At 59.8% G+C, this 18,977-nt stretch carries 14 protein-coding genes and 1 pseudogene; 11 read left to right on the top strand and 4 right to left on the bottom strand.

All coding sequences use genetic code 11. The features are described from left to right. Nucleotides 1-179 precede the first annotated feature (179 nt). The gene (locus AO388_RS29470) at nt 180-353 is read left to right on the top strand and encodes a DUF6026 family protein (protein WP_003364475.1); all 174 of its coding nucleotides are present in this window, start codon (nt 180-182) and stop codon (nt 351-353) included. A 161-nt stretch (nt 354-514) separates the two neighbouring features. Here the strand turns inward: AO388_RS29470 and AO388_RS24775 are convergent, their stop codons facing one another. Next, complete coding sequence (locus tag AO388_RS24775; protein ID WP_058417392.1) at nt 515-1,006, bottom strand: GNAT family N-acetyltransferase; 492 nt, start codon at nt 1,004-1,006, stop codon at nt 515-517. 616 nt (nt 1,007-1,622) lie between these two features. Here AO388_RS24775 and glgA point away from each other — a divergent pair. The 10 genes and pseudogenes from glgA (at nt 1,623) to AO388_RS24725 (ending at nt 15,688) form a co-directional block, all read left to right on the top strand. After that, complete coding sequence (gene glgA, locus AO388_RS24770) at nt 1,623-3,221, top strand: glycogen synthase GlgA (RefSeq protein ID WP_004413769.1); 1,599 nt, start codon at nt 1,623-1,625, stop codon at nt 3,219-3,221. Between the two features lie 16 nt (nt 3,222-3,237). Then, complete coding sequence (gene treZ / locus AO388_RS24765) at nt 3,238-5,052, top strand: malto-oligosyltrehalose trehalohydrolase (RefSeq protein WP_004413771.1); 1,815 nt, start codon at nt 3,238-3,240, stop codon at nt 5,050-5,052. Further along, complete coding sequence (gene malQ / locus AO388_RS24760; RefSeq protein WP_058417354.1) at nt 5,042-7,120, top strand: 4-alpha-glucanotransferase; 2,079 nt, start codon at nt 5,042-5,044, stop codon at nt 7,118-7,120. Before treZ ends, malQ begins: the two co-directional genes overlap by 11 nt. Next, complete coding sequence (locus tag AO388_RS24755) at nt 7,117-9,900, top strand: malto-oligosyltrehalose synthase (RefSeq protein WP_058417353.1); 2,784 nt, start codon at nt 7,117-7,119, stop codon at nt 9,898-9,900. Before malQ ends, AO388_RS24755 begins: the two co-directional genes overlap by 4 nt. 17 nt (nt 9,901-9,917) lie before the next feature. After that, the gene (locus tag AO388_RS24750) at nt 9,918-10,319 is read left to right on the top strand and encodes a DUF2934 domain-containing protein (protein WP_058417352.1); all 402 of its coding nucleotides are present in this window, start codon (nt 9,918-9,920) and stop codon (nt 10,317-10,319) included. 156 nt (nt 10,320-10,475) lie between these two features. Further along, the gene (glgX, locus tag AO388_RS24745) at nt 10,476-12,659 is read left to right on the top strand and encodes a glycogen debranching protein GlgX (protein WP_004413777.1); all 2,184 of its coding nucleotides are present in this window, start codon (nt 10,476-10,478) and stop codon (nt 12,657-12,659) included. Further along, a pseudogene (locus AO388_RS24740) lies at nt 12,656-13,656 on the top strand (acyl-CoA dehydrogenase). The gene glgX and the pseudogene AO388_RS24740 overlap by 4 nt, the downstream one beginning before the upstream one ends. A 13-nt stretch (nt 13,657-13,669) precedes the next feature. Continuing rightward, a complete protein-coding gene (locus AO388_RS24735; RefSeq protein ID WP_054081016.1) occupies nt 13,670-14,443 on the top strand; it encodes a PIG-L deacetylase family protein in 774 nt (257 codons plus the stop codon). Next, nucleotides 14,440-15,066 (top strand): class I SAM-dependent methyltransferase, encoded by a 627-nt coding sequence (locus AO388_RS24730; protein WP_003364496.1) that lies wholly within the window; start codon nt 14,440-14,442, stop codon nt 15,064-15,066. Before AO388_RS24735 ends, AO388_RS24730 begins: the two co-directional genes overlap by 4 nt. Next, nucleotides 15,035-15,688 (top strand): glycosyltransferase, encoded by a 654-nt coding sequence (locus AO388_RS24725; protein ID WP_003364497.1) that lies wholly within the window; start codon nt 15,035-15,037, stop codon nt 15,686-15,688. The genes AO388_RS24730 and AO388_RS24725 overlap by 32 nt, the downstream gene beginning before the upstream one ends. Before the next feature lie 9 nt (nt 15,689-15,697). Here AO388_RS24725 and AO388_RS24720 read toward each other — a convergent pair whose 3' ends face one another. The 3 genes from AO388_RS24720 to AO388_RS24710 all read right to left on the bottom strand — a co-directional run bounded on the left by AO388_RS24720 (nt 15,698) and on the right by AO388_RS24710 (nt 18,929). Continuing rightward, on the bottom strand, nt 15,698-16,738 hold the full coding sequence (locus AO388_RS24720) for an alpha/beta hydrolase family protein (RefSeq protein WP_004413784.1): 1,041 nt from the start codon (nt 16,736-16,738) through the stop codon (nt 15,698-15,700). Between the two features lie 548 nt (nt 16,739-17,286). After that, complete coding sequence (locus tag AO388_RS24715) at nt 17,287-17,895, bottom strand: FMN-dependent NADH-azoreductase (RefSeq protein ID WP_003364501.1); 609 nt, start codon at nt 17,893-17,895, stop codon at nt 17,287-17,289. Nucleotides 17,896-17,969: 74 nt separating this feature from the next. Beyond that, nucleotides 17,970-18,929 (bottom strand): LysR family transcriptional regulator, encoded by a 960-nt coding sequence (locus AO388_RS24710; RefSeq protein WP_003364502.1) that lies wholly within the window; start codon nt 18,927-18,929, stop codon nt 17,970-17,972. Between the last annotated feature and the right edge of the window lie 48 nt (nt 18,930-18,977).

The following is an 18,977-nucleotide window of genomic DNA, read 5'->3' as shown; positions in this document are numbered from 1 at the left end:
GTGGTGCATTTTGTCGCGATTAAGAGACATTCGCGACAATTAAAAATAAAAAAGTTCCAAAATCATGCAAAAGAAATCAAAATCGGTGCCGATAGAGAGGGTAAGCAGCGGCGGTCAGGGATTGAAAGTCATTGCCACGGGCCTCTCTGAGGTTGAATCCGCCATTTGCGAGGTGAGCAATGGGCACTGTACTACCAGCACTTGCACCACAAACCCTGTATGTCACTATCCGTCGTGACGAACTGCGCACATTAAAAGAAGAGCGCGAGCAGTTGCAGAAAAAAGTGGCTCATTTGAGCTCGATGCTGCAGCAATCGCAGTTATCCGCCCCCGTCAAGATGCTTCAGGCCTGACCGTAACTGTATCATCCTTCAAAACGCCTCAGGGCAAGCCCGATAACTCGGCTTGCCCACCTGACCTGCCCTCCTGTCGATCCCCGCAACCAGTTCCACTCTCCGGGCAGTGCACGTCTGCACCAGCGCCATCAGGAAAAGAACCCTGGCGAATCGGCTCTCTATAGCGTTTTTTGCCAGAACATCGCGCGCCCCATTTCAGGGCTCAACTGATAGTTGTCAAAACCAAGCTTTCTGTAGGCCCCCTGCGCAATCTCGTTGCCTTCCAGTACCTCCAGCGTCAGCTTGCAGCAGCCACGCTGGCGTGCAATCTCCTCGACCTTGAGCAGCATTTTCTGGCTGATACCGAGGCCTCGATATTGCGAGATCACTGCGACGTCATGAATATTGACCAACGGACGACAGGCAAAGGTTGAAAACCCCTCGAAGCAGTTGACCAGCCCCACCGGCTCTCCCGAGATAAACGCCAGCACACTGAACGCATACGGACGCTTCGCAAGTTCGATTGCCAATTGCTGACGGGTGTCGCTCGACAGAGGCCGCCCCGTCCCCAAGGCATCCATTGAATACTCATTCAATACGAACCCGATTGCATCCGCGTGCACAGGATTGGTGTAACTCGCTTGCAGTACCAGTACCTCGGGGGCTTCCATTTCCATCCTCGTCAATTCAATCAGAGTGATTCAGTGAAATCAGTCATAGGGTAAATGCCTCAGGCCAACGTCAAGGTCGGGGCTTGTGGCCCGATTCTATCCTGCCCTGATTCAAAATGTTCCGACGCAGATGTAAGGATTTTCTCGTCGTGCCCGCAGATTGACCGCTACACGCACCCGGAAAAGGCGCTACGCACCGTTGCTGCTCATTACGGCCTGACAGCATCGGAATTTAGTGATGAAGACCAAACGCCTGGACGGGATTGTCCAACGATCCGACGACCGGTAATGAGCCCTACGGACGCCAAAAACAGCGGTAAAAAAGCGCATCGACCGCCCGGCTGCTACCTGCAGCGTGCCATCACGTGCGGCGTCGAAGCCTGTTCCAGACATTCGCAAATAAAAAAGTCGAAACTTCTCCAAAACGGCCGGGTCAGCTGATTAGAGCATCTATGCTATTGGCTGACATCCGGTAATGGCGACATCACACCGCTTTGTCACTATGCATGGTCCAAACGGGTATCGATCTTGCGTAGTGCACGTATGTGTACCCGGCCATAGGAAATGGCCAATAAAAATCAAGTGATGCACCAAGACTGTTTTAAGGGGAAAATTGATGATTAGCGCCGCTGTGAAAACCCAGAAGGGAGAGAGTTTTAACCAGCCTGTCGGCGAGCTGACTCATCTGCCGGTGTTCTCTACCAAGAGCGTTCCTGTGCTGCAAATGCCAACGTCGACTGTTCAGCCTCAGCCGACCATGTCTCAAGTCAACAGACGCAAAGTGTTGTTCGTGACCTCCGAGCTGGCCGATCTGGTGAAAACCGGTGGCCTGGGCGATGTGTCTGCCGCACTGCCGCGAGCCATGCGCCACCTGCACGACGTGCGAGTGCTGATTCCAGGTTATCCGCAGGTCATCAACAGCGGTAATCCGATCCATATCATCAGCCAGCTGGGCGGGCATGCAGCGCTGCCGCCTTGCAAGGTGGGTCGCATGGACATGAAAGATGGCCTGGTGATCTACGTGCTGATCTGCCCGGAGCTTTACGAGCGCGAAGGCACCCCTTATGCCGACAGCACCGGCCGTGACTGGTCCGATAACCATATTCGCTTCGCCCGTCTGGGCCTGGCAGCTGCCGAGTTCGCCGCTGGCGAAGTCAAGAGCCAGTGGTGCCCCGAGCTGGTTCATGCCCACGACTGGCCAGCCGGCCTGGCGCCTGCTTACATGCGCTGGCGCGGGCAGTCCACGCCAAGCATCTTCACTATTCACAACCTCGCCTATCAAGGGACCGTGAGTACGACGTCGAGCCGTGAGCTGGGCATTCCGGACTCCGCCATTACCCCTGAAGGCATGGAGTTTTACGGCCAGCTGTCTTTCATCAAGGCTGGAATGGCCTTTGCCAGCCACATCACGACCGTCAGCGCCACCTACGCTCGGGAAATCACTACTCCGGAGTTTGGTTGCGGCCTGGAAGGCTTCCTGCAAAGCAAGGCCAACAAGGGTCAGCTCAGCGGTATCCCCAACGGTATCGACGAAAGTTGGGATGCGGCCACCGACGAACACCTGATCTGCCACTTTGCGCCCAATGAATGGATGCGCAAGGAAATCAACGCTGACTACGTTCGTGAGTTGTTCGAACTGGACGCCTCGACCGGGCCGCTGTACGCAGTGGTATCACGCCTTGTGTATCAGAAAGGTCTGGACCTGACGATCGGCGTCGCCGAACACATCGTCAACAATGGCGGGCAGATCGCAATCATCGGCCGCGGTGAACCCGAGGAAGAAGAGGCCATGCGTGAACTGGCGGCACGCTTCCCCGGGCGTATCGGCGTGCGCATAGGCTTCAACGAAACCGACGCGCGACGCATGTTCGCTGGCAGCGATTTCCTGCTGATGCCGTCCCGCTATGAGCCTTGCGGGCTGAGCCAGATGTATGCGCAACGCTTCGGCTCTCTGCCTGTCGCACGCAATACCGGTGGCCTGGCCGATACGATTGAAGACGGTGTCACTGGTTTCCTCTTCAACGAATCGACAGTCGAAAGCTACACCAAGGCCCTGGATCGTACTTTTCAGGTCTTTGCTCATCCCGAACTGCTCAACGCCATGCGCTGCCGTGCAATGGCGGCTCCCTTCAACTGGCATCAGGCGGTAGAGCCCTACGCAGATCTCTATCGCGATCTGTTGAAGAAAAACGTGAGTATTTCCAGCAACTACTAGGTTAAGGATTTAATGGATGCCCCTGCGTACAGACGATAACTGGCGCCACGGCGCCGTTTTGTTGGACCCTGAACACACCCGGTTTGCCCTCTGGGCACCGGATGCCTCCTTCGTAAATGTCGAACTGCAGGATGGCCAGTCATTGGCCATGCTGCCTCAGTCCGACGGCTGGTTCGTCCTTGAGGCCCGCTGCAAGGCGGGTACTCGCTACCGCTTCAGGATCGACCACGAACTGGACGTTCCTGACCCCGCCTCCCGCGCACAGCTCGATGACGTTCACTCTGAAAGCCTTGTAGTCGACCCTGACGCTTATTCATGGCAAAACACTGCATGGAACGGACGTCCATGGCATGAAGCGGTGATCTATGAACTGCACGTGGGCGCCATGGGCGGCTACGCTGGCGTGGAAAAGCACCTGCCGCGACTCGCCAAACTGGGTGTTACTGCGATCGAACTGATGCCGCTTGCGCAGTTCCCCGGTGATCGCAACTGGGGCTACGACGGCGTTCTTCATTATGCTCCGCAATCCTCCTACGGCACGCCTGAACAGCTCAAGCAACTGATCGACACCGCTCACGGTCTTGGCCTGATGGTGATTCTGGACGTGGTGTACAACCACTTCGGCCCGGACGGCAACTACCTGGGCAGTTACGCCAAGGAGTTTTTCCGCAGCGACCTGCACACCCCATGGGGCGATGCGATCGACTTCAGGCGCCCGCAGGTGCGCGACTTTTTCGTCGATAACGCCCTGATGTGGCTGCTCGAGTATCGCTTCGACGGCCTGCGCATGGACGCGGTGCACGCCATTCGCGACAAGACCTTCCTGCCGGAGTTTGCTGAGCGGGTTCGCGGGCGCATTGAACCGGGCAGGCACGTGTGGCTGAACCTTGAGAACGAGTTCAACCAGGCCAGTCTTCTGGAAAAAGGCTTCGATGCACAATGGGACGACGACGGTCACAACACCCTCCACGTGCTGTTGACCGGTGAAACCGACGCCTACTATTCCGACTTTGCCAAAGAGCCGACGCAGAAGCTTGCGCGCCTGCTCAGCGAGGGGTTTGTCTACCAAGGCGAACCGACGCGTCATGGGCACACGCGAGGCGAGCCCAGCGCGCATCTGCCGCCGTCGGCCTTTGTGCTGTTTCTGCAGAACCACGATCAGATCGGCAACCGCGCACTCGGTGAACGCCTCCCGCAGCTCTGCGCGCCTGCTGCATTGAAGGCCGCCACCGCCCTGTTGCTGCTTTCACCGATGATCCCGTTGATGTTCATGGGCGATGAATGGGCGGCCAGCGAGCCGTTTCTGTTCTTCACCAGCCACCACGGCGAACTGGCCGATGCGGTACGTGAAGGACGTCGCAAGGAGTTCGCTGATTTCGCCGCGTTTGCCGACCCGGAAAAGCGCGAGCACATCCCTGATCCCAATGACATCAAGACGTTCGAAGCGTCGCGCCCGGCGTTTTCCGCGGTCGATCTCGACACCGACATAGGCCTTGATCATCGCAGCTGGCTGGAGTTCTACACGCAGTTGCTGGCCTTGCGGCACAAGGAAATCATGCCGCGCCTGCAGGGTGCACGCTTCCTGAAGACCGATATTCTTGGTGACAAGGCGGTCAGTGCGCGCTGGACGCTGGGTGATGGCAGCGAACTGCGCATTGATCTCAATCTCAGTGAGCACGCGGTCGACGCACCGCCGCAAACGGGTGCCCGCGAGATATTCTCCAGTGCCGAAAAATCGTCCGAACTTTCCCCACGCGGCATCCTCAATGCTTACACGGCCATTGTCAGCCTGAAAGCAAGCGATGTTCTGGAGGAACAGGATGAACAATGAGCAATTGGAGAGGCTTGCAACCGAGGCAGGATTGTCGGTTCACTGGGTCGATGCCAACGCTCGACCGCAGACCGTCAGCCCTGATGTGCTGCGCAAGGTATTGGAGGCGCTGGGCTATCCGGCTGAAAACGGCGAGGCTATCGATGCCAGCCTGCTGCGCCTGCAAAAGGCCAGTCACGGCACCACTGCCCCGCCGCTGCTGACGGTCGATGTAGAAAGCAACCTGGACCTGTCGCAATGGTTTGCTCCACAAACGCCGTTTACGCTTCACCTCGAAGACGGCTCTTCACTGGATGCCAGACTGACCTCCAGTGCAGAGCTTCCGGCACTTGCCCCGCCCGGCTACCAACAGCTGGAAATTGCCGGCCAGCACCTGACCATCGCGGTCGCACCGAAAACCTGCTTCAGCATGGCAATGGCGACCGACACCTCGAAGCCGCACGGCTGGGGACTGACCGCTCAGCTCTACAGCTTGCGCCGTGAAGGTGATGGCGGTTTTGGTGACACCGAGGCACTGGAGAAGGTCTTGCGCTCTGCCGGGGAACGAGGTGCCGACGCGTTGGGCATCAGCCCGATCCACGCCATGTTCGCCAACGACCCTCACCGTTACAGCCCTTATTCACCTTCCAGCAGGCTGTTTCTCAACAGCCTGTATGCGTCGCCGGGTGCGATTCTCGGTGAAAGTGCGTGGCGTCAGGCAATCGAAGACGCGCGTGTCGGCGACGAGATGAAGCGTCTTGAAACACAGACGCTGATCGACTGGCCAGCTGCGGCCAATGCCAAATGGAAAGCGCTTCACGCGCTTTATGAGGGCTTCAGTGCGGGTGATCACCCACTGCACGAAGACTTCAACAGCTTCCGCCACAGCGGTGGTGAAGCGCTGGAAAATCACTGCCGCTTCGAAGCGCTGTGTGCCGAATCCGAAACACTGAACATCGGTAACAACTGGCATGAATGGCCGGAACAGTTCAAAGACCCTCGCGGTGAAGCCGTCGCAGAGTTTGCCAAAAACCATAGCGAGCAAATCAGCTTTCATGCGTTCGCCCAATGGCTCATAGCCCGTGGTCTGGAGCGCGCGCAGGTGGCAGCACGCAGCAGCGGCATGCGCGTCGGCCTGATTGCCGATCTGGCCGTGGGTGCCGATGGCGCCGGAAGCCAGGCCTGGAGCCGCCAGGACGAGCTGCTGTCAGCCCTGACCGTCGGCGCACCACCCGACATTCTCAACCGTGCTGGCCAAAGCTGGGGGATTTCCGCGTTTTCACCGGACGGCCTCAAGCGCAACGGTTTTCGTGCGTTCATCGAGATGCTGCGGGCCAACTTCGCCCATGCCGGCGGCTTGCGTATCGACCATGTCATGGGCTTGCAGCGCCTGTGGGTCATCCCGCAGGGGGCGCCTCCCAGCGAAGGCGCGTACCTTAATTTCCCGCTAGACGACATGCTTCGCCTGCTGAGCCTGGAATCCTGGCGGCACAAGGCGATCGTGCTGGGTGAAGACCTTGGTACGGTGCCTGAAGGCCTGAGCGAAAAACTCAGTGCCAGGGCGATTCTTGGCATGCGCGTACTGCTGTTCGAACAAAACAACGGTCAGTTCAAGCCGATTCTCGACTGGTCGGATCAAGCGCTGGCGACCACCAGTACCCACGACCTGCCTACCCTCGCAGGCTGGCTCAGCGAGCTGGATATCGAGTGGAACGCGCGCCTCGGTCACATTGACGATCAGCATGAATCGCAGTGGCGCGAAGAGCGCACGCGGGAATATGAAAGCCTGCGGCGTGCCTTGAGCCAGAACATCGACAGTATGCCCTCCGGTACTGAAGACCCGGCCCAGATCATCGACGCGAGCATCAGCTACCTTGGCCATACACGTGCGCCATTGGTCTTGCTGCCGATAGAAGACGCCCTGGGTGTCGAAGAGCAGGCCAACCTGCCCGGCACCATTGACAGCCACCCCAACTGGCGCAGACGTCTTCCCGGCGATGCGGCCTCTCTGCTTGATAACCCGAATGCTGCTCGACGACTGGAATTGCTTTCCCGATCCCGGCTGCAGGCTACGGAGCGTGATCAATGACCCGTCCATTACAGCCTTTGCGCGCCACCCAGCGCCTGCAATTCCACAAGGATTTTACTCTCAACGACGCTGTGCCACTGGTGCCCTACTTCGCCAGCCTGGGTATCAGCCACGTCTACGCGTCACCGCTGCTCAAAGCCCGTGCCGGCTCGATGCACGGCTACGATGTCGTTGATCCCACGGTCATCAACCCGGAACTGGGCGGCGAGCCTGCCCTGCTGCGCCTGGTCGAGACCCTTCGCGAGCACGGCATGGGGCTGATTCTCGACATCGTGTCCAACCATATGGCGGTCGGCGGTGCCGACAACCCATGGTGGCTGGACCTGCTCGAATGGGGCCGTCGCAGCCCGTATGCAGAGTTCTTCGACATCCAATGGAATTCGCCGGACCCGCTGCTGGAAGGCCAGCTGTTGCTGCCATTCCTGAGCAGTGATTACGGCACGGTATTGCAGGCCGGTGAAATTCCGCTGCGCTTCGATGCCGAGCATGGCTCGTTTTACATCGAGCACTATCAGCATCACTTTCCGATCTGCCCACTGACCTACGACTCATTGTTGCAGGCCGTGGATCACCCGCAACTCAAGGAAATGGCCCAGCGTTTCACCGCTCTGGCGCAGTTCCCGCAAGCTTATGAGCGCGCGCGCCAGGCCAGGACCGAGTTGGCCGAACTGGCCAAGGACCCGCAGGTACTCAAGGGTATTGAGCAGATTCTCGCGCATTTCGATTCGAGCAAGCCGGAAGGCTTCCAGCGCCTGCACCGGTTGCTGGAGCGTCAGCACTACCGTCTGGCCAGCTGGCGCACCGCTGGCGATGACATCAACTGGCGGCGTTTCTTCGACATCAACGAGCTGGGCGGCCTGCGTGTCGAGCGGCCACAGGTGTTCGAGGCGACCCACGGAAAAATATTCCAGCTGATTGCCGACGGCCTGGTCGACGGGCTGCGTATCGACCACATCGATGGTCTGGCGGACCCGCGCGGCTACGGTCGCAAGCTGCACCGCCGGGTTAAGAGCTTGCTCAAGCTGCGTCCCGAGCATGCACAGATCGATCATCTGCCGATCTTCGTCGAGAAAATTCTCGGCCCCGACGAGCCGCTGCGTGAAGACTGGAGCGTTGACGGCACGACGGGTTACGAGTTCATGAATCAGGTGTCATTGCTGCAACACGACCCCAAGGGCGAAGAGCCTCTGGGTGAGCTGTGGAGCCGCCTGACCGAGCGTACCGCCGACTTCGATCAGGAAGTGCTGGTGGCCCGGGATCTGGTCCTGCACGGCACACTGGCGGGCGATTTCGAGAACGTTGCCCAATCGTTGTTGCAGATTGCTCGCAGCGACCTGATGAGTCGCGACCTGACCCTGGGTGCAATTCGCCGTGCCCTGCTCGCGCTGATCGTCAATTTCCCGATTTATCGTACCTACATCTCGGTATGCGGCCGTTCGGCGCAGGACGACAAGTATTTCCAGCAGGCAATGGAAGGCGCGCGTGCGACGCTGAACGAAGGCGACTGGCCAGTGCTGGATTACCTGGCACGCTGGCTCGGTGGCGAACCGTGGCGAAAACTGCCACGCGGCCCGCTGCGCAAGCTTTACAAGAATGCCTGCGTACGCTTCCAGCAACTGACCTCCCCGGTTGCCGCCAAGTCAGTCGAAGACACGTCGTTCTACCGCTCTGCCGTGCTGCTCTCGCGCAACGATGTGGGTTTTCATCCGCAGCACTTCAGTGCGCCGGTAGATGACTTCCATCAGGTCTGCCTGCAGCGTCTGGAGAAGTTTCCGGACAACCTGCTGACCACTGCAACACACGATCACAAGCGCGGTGAAGATACGCGTACACGTCTTGCGGTCCTGAGTGAGTGCGCCCCGTGGTACGCCGAACAGGTTGAGCGCTGGAGACAGCTGGCAATGCCGCTCAAGGGTGACGAGCCGACCATCAGTGCCGGCGACGAGCTGATGCTTTACCAGGCCTTGCTGGGCAGCTGGCCGCTGAGCCTGGAGGGTGAAGAAGCTCACCAGGAATACGCGAAACGCATGGTCCAGTGGCAAGAGAAAGCCCTGCGCGAAGCCAAGCTGCAAAGTAGCTGGAGTGCACCGAATCAGCCCTACGAAACCGCTTGCCGCGAATTTCTGGAGCGTTTGCTGCTGGCACCGGAAGCCTTGGCGTTGCGCCAATCCCTCAGTGCGACGGCCAACCGTATTGCCACCGCAGGCGCGCTCAACAGCCTGGCGCAAACCTTGCTACGCTTGAGCGTACCCGGTGTTCCCGATTTGTATCAGGGCACCGAGTTCTGGGATTTCAGCCTGGTGGACCCGGACAACCGTCGCCCGGTTGACTACGCTGCACGGAAACAGGCCCTGGCCGAAGACGCAAGCGTTGCCGAGCTGCTGACTGACTGGAAGGACGGACGCATCAAGCAGGCTCTGATCGCGAAGGTCTTGAACCTGCGCGCCGAACATCCGGTATTGTTCAGCGAGGGCAGTTATCAACCTCTGGAAATAAAGGGCAGTCACGCCGAGCAGGTGATGGCCTTTGCCCGGGAGACGCAAGGAGTGCGCGCTATCATCGTAGTACCACGCACATGCAGTGAACTATTGGGTACTGCGCAAACTCCATTGATTAATGCTGCCAATTGGGGCGACACGCGGATCATATTGCCGTTTGCCGACTCCGGTTCTGACTGGAAGGGACTCTTTTCTGACGTTGTCGTGACGAGTGATCGGGAAGTACCGCTCAGTGCAGCGCTTGAAAGATTTTCCGTCAATCTGCTTATTCAAACTATGTAATAGCTGGGAGTCTCAAGATGAGTGCCGACGAAAAAAGAATTCGCGACTTTGCTTACCAAATCTGGGAATCGGAGGGCAAACCCTCCGGTCACGACGAGCGTCACTGGGAAATGGCGCGCAAGCTGGCCGAAGCCGAAGCGCTGGCGCCGAACAAGTCCAGCGTACGCAAATCGACCAAGCCCAAGCTGCCTGAGGTAGACAGCGCCAAGGCCCCGGCTAAAGGCGCAGCCAAGCCCGCAGCGAAATCGGCGCCTGCGTCAAAGCCTGCCGGTGAAGCCAAGCCCAAGCCTGCTCCCAAGGCGGCCGCCAAACCTGCACCCAAGGCCAAGCCCGCTGCAGCCGCTGCAACCGACGCCCCTGCCAAAGAGGCTCCTGCCAAGCCTGCTCCGAAGAAGCCGCGCAAGCCGTCGAATTCTTGAAACTCTTCTGGCCGCGCACCGGTCAGTTATTGCAGGTCTCGCTCTGACCAGAGATGAGGCCTGCTACACCCCCTTAGATTATCGTCAGTATCGGAGCCTGCGGCTTCGATAGCGGTCTTGGCCGCTCAGAAAATCATTCGACGTCAGGAAGTCATCATGAATACGAAGTCCACTACACCGGCAGAAGATAATTCGGCCCCGCTAGACAACCCTGGCAGTACCCCGTCTCGCATTCGTGAAGGACTTCCCTTTCCTCTCGGTGCAAGCTGGGATGGCCTGGGCGTCAACTTCGCCCTGTTCTCGGCCAACGCCACCAAGGTAGAACTGTGCCTGTTCGACTCCACCGGCGAAATCGAACTGGAACGCATCGAACTTCCGGAATACACCGACGAGATTTACCACGGCTACCTGCCGGACGCGCACCCGGGCCTGATCTACGGTTACCGCGTGTACGGTCCGTACGATCCGAAGAATGGTCATCGTTTCAACCATAACAAGCTGCTGATCGACCCGTACGCCAAACAACTGGTCGGCGAACTGAAGTGGTCGGAAGCGCTGTTCGGTTACACCATCGGCCATCCTGACGGCGACCTGAGCTTCGACGAACGCGACAGCGCCCCTTTCGTACCGAAAAGCAAAGTGATCGACGAGGCCTACACCTGGGGCCGTGATCAGCGCGTTGGTACGCCTTGGGACAAGACGATTTTCTACGAAACCCACGTACGCGGCATCACCATGCGTCACCCTGAGGTGGCCGAAGAGCTGCGCGGCACGTTTGCCGGTCTGGGATCAGCGCCGGTCGTCGAGCACATTCGCAAGCTGGGTGTGACCTCCGTCGAGCTGCTGCCGATCCATGCCTTCGTCAACGATCAGCATTTGCTGCAGAAAGGCATGACCAACTACTGGGGATACAACAGCATCGCGTTTTTCGCCCCGGACCCGCGTTATCTGGCGAGCGGCAAGATTGCCGAGTTCAAGGAGATGGTTGCGCACCTGCATCACGCGGGCCTCGAGGTCATCCTCGATGTGGTCTACAACCACACCGCAGAAGGCAACGAGATGGGTCCTACCCTGTCGATGCGCGGTATCGACAACGCCTCGTACTACCGGCTGATGCCTGACGACAAGCGCTATTACATCAACGACTCGGGCACCGGCAACACCCTCGACCTGAGCCACCCTTGCGTATTGCAAATGGTCACCGACTCCCTGCGTTACTGGGCTTCGGAAATGCACGTCGACGGTTTCCGCTTCGACCTGGCGACCATTCTGGGCCGCTACCACGACGGTTTCGACGAGCGCCACAGCTTCCTGGTCGCCTGTCGTCAGGACCCGGTGCTGCGTCAGGTCAAACTGGTCGCCGAGCCTTGGGATTGCGGTCCGGGCGGTTACCAGGTGGGCGGTTTCCCGCCAGGCTGGATGGAATGGAACGACAAGTTCCGCGACACCGTTCGTGCCTTCTGGAAAGGTGACGAAGGCCAACTGGCAGATTTCGCTGCGCGCATGACCGCCTCCGGCAACATGTTCAATCAGCGTGGCCGTCGTCCGCAGGCGTCCGTGAACTTCATCACCGCGCACGATGGTTTCACGCTGCATGACCTGGTGTCATACAACGACAAGCACAACGAAGCCAACGACGAAAACAACCAGGACGGCAGCAACAACAACCTGTCCTGGAACCATGGCGTCGAAGGTCCGACCGAAGATGCGGAAATCAACAGCCTGCGTCTGCGTCAGATGCGCAACTTCTTCGCCACCCTGCTGCTGGCACAAGGCACGCCGATGATCGTTGCGGGCGATGAATTCGCGCGTACCCAGCACGGCAACAACAATGCCTACTGCCAGGACAGCGAGATTGGCTGGATCAACTGGGATCTGGACGAAGATGGCGAAGCGCTGCTCAAGTTCGTCACCCGCGTGATCAAGCTGCGTCAGACCTACCCGATCCTGCGTCGCAGCCGCTTTCTGGTAGGCGACTACAACGAGGAAATCGGCGTCAAGGATGTGACTTGGCTCGCTCCGGATGGCAACGAGATGAGCGTCGAGCAGTGGCACGATGCCAATGGCCGGTGCCTGGGCATGCTGATGGATGGTCGTGCACAGGAAACCGGTATCCGTCGCGCGGGTGCCGACGCGACGCTGTTGCTGGTGGTCAACGCGCATCATGACGGTGTCAACTTCACCCTGCCGGAAGTGCCTGAAGGTACCCATTACGAGTGCCTGATCGACACCAATCAGGATGATGCACGCAATAAGGAGCACTTTGCGTTCGGTTCGGAATACACCGTGACGCCGCGTTCGCTGTTGCTGTTCGAACTGAAGCGTGAAGACCAGCAATGATCGATGCCTTGAGTGAGTTTCTCGACTGGCGCAAGCACGGTTATGCCGATACGCGTGCGCTGGGCGAGTGCTTGCAGGCATTGGTCAACGAAGGTCTGGATCAGCTTCCCCTGCCTGCCCGCGGTCAGACACNGCGCTGGCCTGCGTTGCAGGCCACGACCTGGGGTTGTGCAAGTTGTACGAGGGGCACACGGACGCCTTGGCGATCATGGCGGAACTGGGTGCCCCGCCCCCCGAACAATTCAGCACCTGGGGCATGTGGGCGGCAGAGCCGCCACAGGCACGGGTGAATATCAGCGGCGCTGGCGATGCACTTCGCCTGCACGGCCGCAAGGCATGGTGCTCGGGCGCTTCGGCGTTGAGCCATGCATTGATAACGGCATGGGACGCCGAGCATCGGCAGCAACTGATTGCAGTGCGCCTTGACCAGCCCGGCGTACACATGACCGGCGACGGCTGGCGCGCAGTGGGCATGGGTGCTACCGGCAGCATCGATGTGGTTTTCGACAATGCCGTCGGTCAAGCGATCGGTGCGCCGGGTGGCTATCTCGACAGAGCTGGCTTCTGGCAGGGCGGCATCGGCATTGCGGCCTGCTGGTACGGCGCATCCCGCGCCATCGCGCAGCGCCTGCTGGCCCATGTCGGCAAGCGCGAGGAGCCGCACGCCCTCGCGCACCTTGGCGCTGCGGACGTGGCGCTGCATGCCGCAATCGAGGTGCTGCGCGCAGCTGCCGCGCACCTGGATCAAGCGCCGGCCGACGATGCAGAGATGCTTGCCAGACGTTGCCGCGCCTATGTCGAACAAGCTGCCGATCTGGTCATCCAGCATGTGGGCCGGGCCGTCGGCGCCGGGCCTTATTGCAAAGATCCGCACTTTGCCCGGTTGATCACCGACCTGCCGGTTTTCCTGCGTCAGAGCCACGCCGAACAGGACCTGGCAGCATTGGGCCAATCAGTCGGCAAGGCGTTGCCCGCTGCACGGACGTGGTCACTATGAGAGCGTATAGAGCATGAGCGAAGGGTTCGTAGTGAGTGATGACGAGTCCGGCCAGGGGACATCCCTTGCTGCCTGGAATGCTTCGGTCAGGCTGAACGGCTTGCCAGCGATCACTGCCGACTTGCTGGTGCCGACCAATTGCCGAGCCGTGATCATCGCCCCGCATCCGGATGATGAAGTACTGGCCTGTGGCGGACTGATGAGCCAACTGGCACAACTGGAGCGCAGCCTGTTACTGATCTCGGTCACCGATGGTACAGCCAGCCATCCAGGCTCCACCCTGTGGCCTGTCGATCGTCTGTCCAGAGCCCGGCCCGAGGAAAGTGCCGAAGCCTTGGATCGTCTCGGTATACCTGCCGAGGGCCTCGAATGGTTGCGTTGCGGCTTTCAGGATGGCGCCGTGGCCGAGTCGGAGGAACGGCTGGTGGCCTTTCTCGAACAGCATCTGGGCCCTGCGGACGTGGTGTTCGCCACCTGGGCAGAAGATGGCCACAGCGACCATGAAGCGGTCGGCAGAGCCAGTGCAAAAGCCTGCGCGACGACCGGAGCACAGTTTTACGAAGTACCGGTCTGGGCCTGGCACTGGGCCGACCCCGAAGATGAACGTCTGCCATGGGACAGAGCGCGCAAGCTGCTGCTCGATCCGGTGACCCTGGCCCACAAACGCAACGCCGCCCAAGCGTTCACCAGCCAGCTGCAGGGTGATCCGGCAATCGGTCTTTCGCCGGTTTTGCCGGCTGCAGTGTTGGAAAGACTGCTGCGCCCCTTTGAAGTGGTGTTCACATGAGCGTCGAGGACAGTTATTTCAATGAGCTGTTTCTCAACAACGATGACCCGTGGGCATTCAAGCAACGCTGGTACGAACGGCGCAAGCGCGCACTGACCCTGGCCGCCCTGCCCCGCGAGCGCTACCGTTCGATATTCGAACCCGGCTGCGCCAATGGCGAACTCAGTGCCGATCTTGCCGGGCGCTGCGACGCGCTGGTGTGCTGCGACACCTCTAACCTGGCTGTGGACCTGGCACGCAAGCGTCTGGCCGACTTGCCCCATGCCAGAGTGTTACAGGCGCGTTTGCCACAGCAATGGCCGCAAGGCGAATTCGACCTGATCGTCTTCAGCGAGATGGGTTATTACCTGGACGCCGACGACCTGCACGGCCTGATCGACCGCGCACTGGCGGCCCTGTCACCGGACGGCCAGTTGCTCGCCTGTCATTGGCGGCCCGATATCGAAGGCTGCCCGCTGAACGCCCAGGCGGTCCACGACATCCTTGCTGCACGATTGTCCATGCACCGACTTTTCAGTCATCACGAACAGGATTTCCTGCTGGACCTGTGGAGTCGTGATGGAACCTCCGTAGCAGAACAGGAATTCTCCGATGATCGGCATTCTGATCCCGGTGCACAATGAAGAGCAGTTACTCGACTTGTGTCTCGAAACGATAAAGCAGGCGGCTGCCCACCCCGACCTCAAGGGCGAATGCGTGGAAGTGCTGGTGGTGCTCGACAGCTGCACTGACCGCTCGGCGGAGATCGCACGAGCCCATGGTGTGATGATTCTTGAAGTCTCGGCGCGCAACGTGGGGCAGGCACGCGCACAGGGCGCGGCGTTTCTCCTCGACCGAGGCGCACGCTGGCTGGCGTGTACCGATGGCGACAGTACCGTGGCCAGTGACTGGCTTGCCGAACAGCTGGCGCTGGATGCCGACGCAGTGTGCGGAACGGTGACGCCCGGCGACTGGAGCAAGGACATCTCGGCTGCTGCGCAGGCTGCTTATCTGCAGCATTACCAGCACCGTGACGGTCACCGACACATTCATGGTGCCAATCTGGGTGTCAGCTCGATTGCCTATATCAGCGCCGGTGGATTTCCGGCCCTGACCTGCCATGAAGACGTGCATCTGGTCCGGCAACTGGAATTGATCGGAGCACGGATCGCCTGGAGCTGCCGCCCCAGGGTCACCACCAGCACCCGCCTCGACTCGAAAGCCAGGGGCGGGTTCGGTGATTTTCTGAGTTCGCTGAACGCCTGAAGGGCGTGCTTACTGGTGATGCGCTGTCTGCATGCCTGAACGGTCATCGTCGGCCGAATTGAGCGCGGCGCTGAAGAAACGCACCGCTTCGGCACTCAGGTTACGATGGATATCCTCGCGGTCCACGCCATCAGGGTCATTGCACAGCAACGGAGCAGTCGCGCGTTGCTCGTCACTGCACGGTGCCATGAAGACAAAATGCCCTGCCCCGGCCAGCAACTTGTAGTCGGGCGGCTGCGGCAGCTTGCGCGCCAGTGCTTCTGCGTTTCGGTCGATCGCCAGCAACTGATCGTCATCCCCCGCGTACATCAGCACCGGCACGTGCACATCACCCAGCGTGTGGCGGCCGAACATCAGGCTCAGCGGGGCCATTAACATCAGCGCGCCAACCCGTGGATCAGCCTGAGCGTGAAGGTCATCACGGTCTGCGACAAGCTCGCCCTGCGTCTTGCACGCATCGCGGTCTGTCGGGCGCTCGGCGCAGTACTGACGCAGACGCTGCAGATCAGGTTGCGCGCCAGCAAGAATCAGCGCGGTTTCGCCACCGGCCGAATAACCGATCACGCCCACTTGCCGGGCATTGAGATAGGGGGCCAGCAAGGGGTCAAGCAAGGCCGTGCTGATCGCTTCGGAAATCTGCAGCGGGCGGCCGTACAGGTTGCTCAGGCTGCCAAGACGGCTGTGATCGCGATCATTGTCGCCAGGATGAACCACGGCAACCACCACAAACCCCTGGCGCGCCAGCGAAGTGGCCAGGTCATGCAGCGCAAGCGGAGTGCCTGTGTTGCCGTGTGACAGCAACAACAGGGGGAAGCGGCCCATTGCGATAGGCGCCTCTTCACCGGCTTCGACACGATAGCCGTGAAGGGTACTCACTTGCTCGGCGGCGGTGGACGGGTAAAACGCGATGGCCTGCACCGGCTGGGAATCCAGCGGATCAGGGAAACTCAACTGGTGGTAGCCCGCGCTCCAGGCTTCATCCGCCTGAGCGTGCACCGAAACAAGGCTATCGAGCAGGAAAACCAGCATCACTGCACAAAGACGTACCATGGCAAGGCCCAACCTTTGCAAATCCGGAACTTCGCCCGGACAATCCATCAAGCGCTTGTGTCGAGCATCATGCTCCAGCGCGCCGTTCCCACCCAGATATGAGTGTTGAAAACAGAAATAGTGCACAAGCCGGGCCATAAACTGCCCGTTGTTTTTTCTCGAGGGCGAATACTCCCGCCAGCCTGACAAGGCGATGCTCGAAAACCCTAGGCTCTGTACGTAAAGTGGCTGCGCTCGGTGATGCTGCGTTAAAAACAGGCTCGGATGCGAGTCCAATCTGAATGCTCATTTACAACACGTAGGGTTGAACGCGACCCCGGCCGTTCCTCGCCTGTTTTTGCCTTGCCTGACCTTCGCTCGCCGACTTTTCGTACAAACCCAGTCTAGTCCCGTAAGAACCCCGTTACCTGTAAGAAAGCTGTCAAGGTTGTATCCCGTTAACGCGCCGTTCAGCGCAGCCCATCGCCATGCATCAGAAACAAAAAAACTCCACAACCCGCCAGGAAAACCCCGCGCAGGTTGTAGAGTTTCGTGAAGACGGCTTTTGATCAGGCCGCGAACAGCTCGTTCTGAATGTAGTGCTGGGCAGCACTCATGGCGCTGGCACGCGGCTCTTCGCCATACGCCAGGCCGTGGGCGCGGACGAATTGCAGGTCGGTGATGCCGATGAAGGCGAACAGCGTCTTGAGCAGCTCTTCGTGACCGGTGCCAGTGGGTTGTCCGGCGTGCAGACCGCCCGAGGTGGAAACGATAATGACTTTCTTGCCGCCACACAGGCCTTCAGGGCCGGCTTCGGAATAACGGAACGTGCGACCCGCGATCAGAATCCGGTCAAACCAGGCTTTCAGCTGGGTCGGAATGGTGAAGTTGTACATGGGTGCGCCGATGACCAGCACGTCCGAATCGAGAAACTGCTGCAAAGTGGCTTCGTTGCCTGCCACTTCCTGCTGCTGGGCGGCGTCACGGACTTCTACCGGCGTGCCCGCCGCAGCGAGGCTGGCAGCAGAGAAATGCCCAAGCGCGTCACTGGCAAGATCGCGATAGGTGACCTGGCTGTCGGCGTGCGCATTCAGGTAGGCCTGGACAACCTCATGGGTCAGCTGACGCGAAGCGGAGTGATCGCCGAGGATGCTGGAGTCGAGGTGCAATAGTTTCATAACGTAGCTCCCTTAAGAAAATCGCCACTGAGCGATGAAGTGGCGAGCATCCTATCCTTGATCGCAATAGATGATTAGTGGTCTTGAATGCGACTGTTCGTTCTATTAAGAGAACAATAGAGTGAGTCCGGACTGAGGCTCAGTTCTTTGAACGAGGTCTCGAACGCATCCAGCAGGCCCCTGACGGCGGGAAGCAGGCCACGGCGCGAGGCGAACACAGCATGCACGATGCCGCACTTGGGTCGATGCTCGCTGAACAGCTCTACCAGGCGTCCGTCCTGCAAGGCTTCCCTGACAATCAGCTCGGGAAGCTGTGCCACGCCGACTCCCTGCAAGGCGGCCTGCAGCATCATGTCCAGGTCCGAGCTGATGAGCCGCGGCGTGTGGCGTATTTCGGCATAGTGGCCGGGCTGCGTCTCCAGCAACCAGCGATGCTCGTGATTCGAAGAGGGCATATCGAGGCTGGGCAGTGTCGACAGCGCCTCTAGAGAAGGCGTTGCCGACAGCCTGGCCGCCAGGTCCGCGCGTGCCACCAGACGCTGAGCGCTGTGCCCGAGCTTCTTGACCACCAGGCCGTCGTCCTCCAGTGGTGGAAAACGCACACGCAGCGCAATGTCGATGTTCTCGGTCAGCGGGTCGACGCGTCGGTTGGTACTTTCGACCTGGATCTGAACCTTGGGGTGCTCGGCCGCGAAGCGGGCGATGGTCTCGTTGAAGCCCATCGCTGCCAACGCCGGAGGACAACTGATCACCACCCTGCCCTGCGGTTCGGATTTGGAACGCAGGATGGCCTCTTCGGCAGCCTCGGCCTCGACCAGCATGGCCACGCAATGCGCGTAATAGTCACGCCCGCTTTCGGTCACCGCGAAGGTGCGGGTCGAGCGGTGAATCAGCCGAACACCCAGGCGCTCCTCAAGCCCGGCAATGCGCCGGCTGAGTTTGGACTTGGGGATCCCCAGCTTGCGGCTTGCCGGCGCAAAGCCCAGGCACTCGACCACCTGGACGAAATAAAACAGATCGTTGAGATCAAACACCCGGCCACCTCGTTTTCAGAGCCGGGAGTATGCAACGCCGTGCCCCGT

The sequence above is a fragment of the Pseudomonas sp. ICMP 10191 genome (assembly GCF_001467335.1).
In the GTDB taxonomy this organism is placed as follows: Bacteria; Pseudomonadota; Gammaproteobacteria; order Pseudomonadales; family Pseudomonadaceae; genus Aquipseudomonas; species Aquipseudomonas cerasi.
Note: the sequence above shows the minus strand (reverse complement) of the source record. Positions and strands in the feature narration are given on the sequence as shown.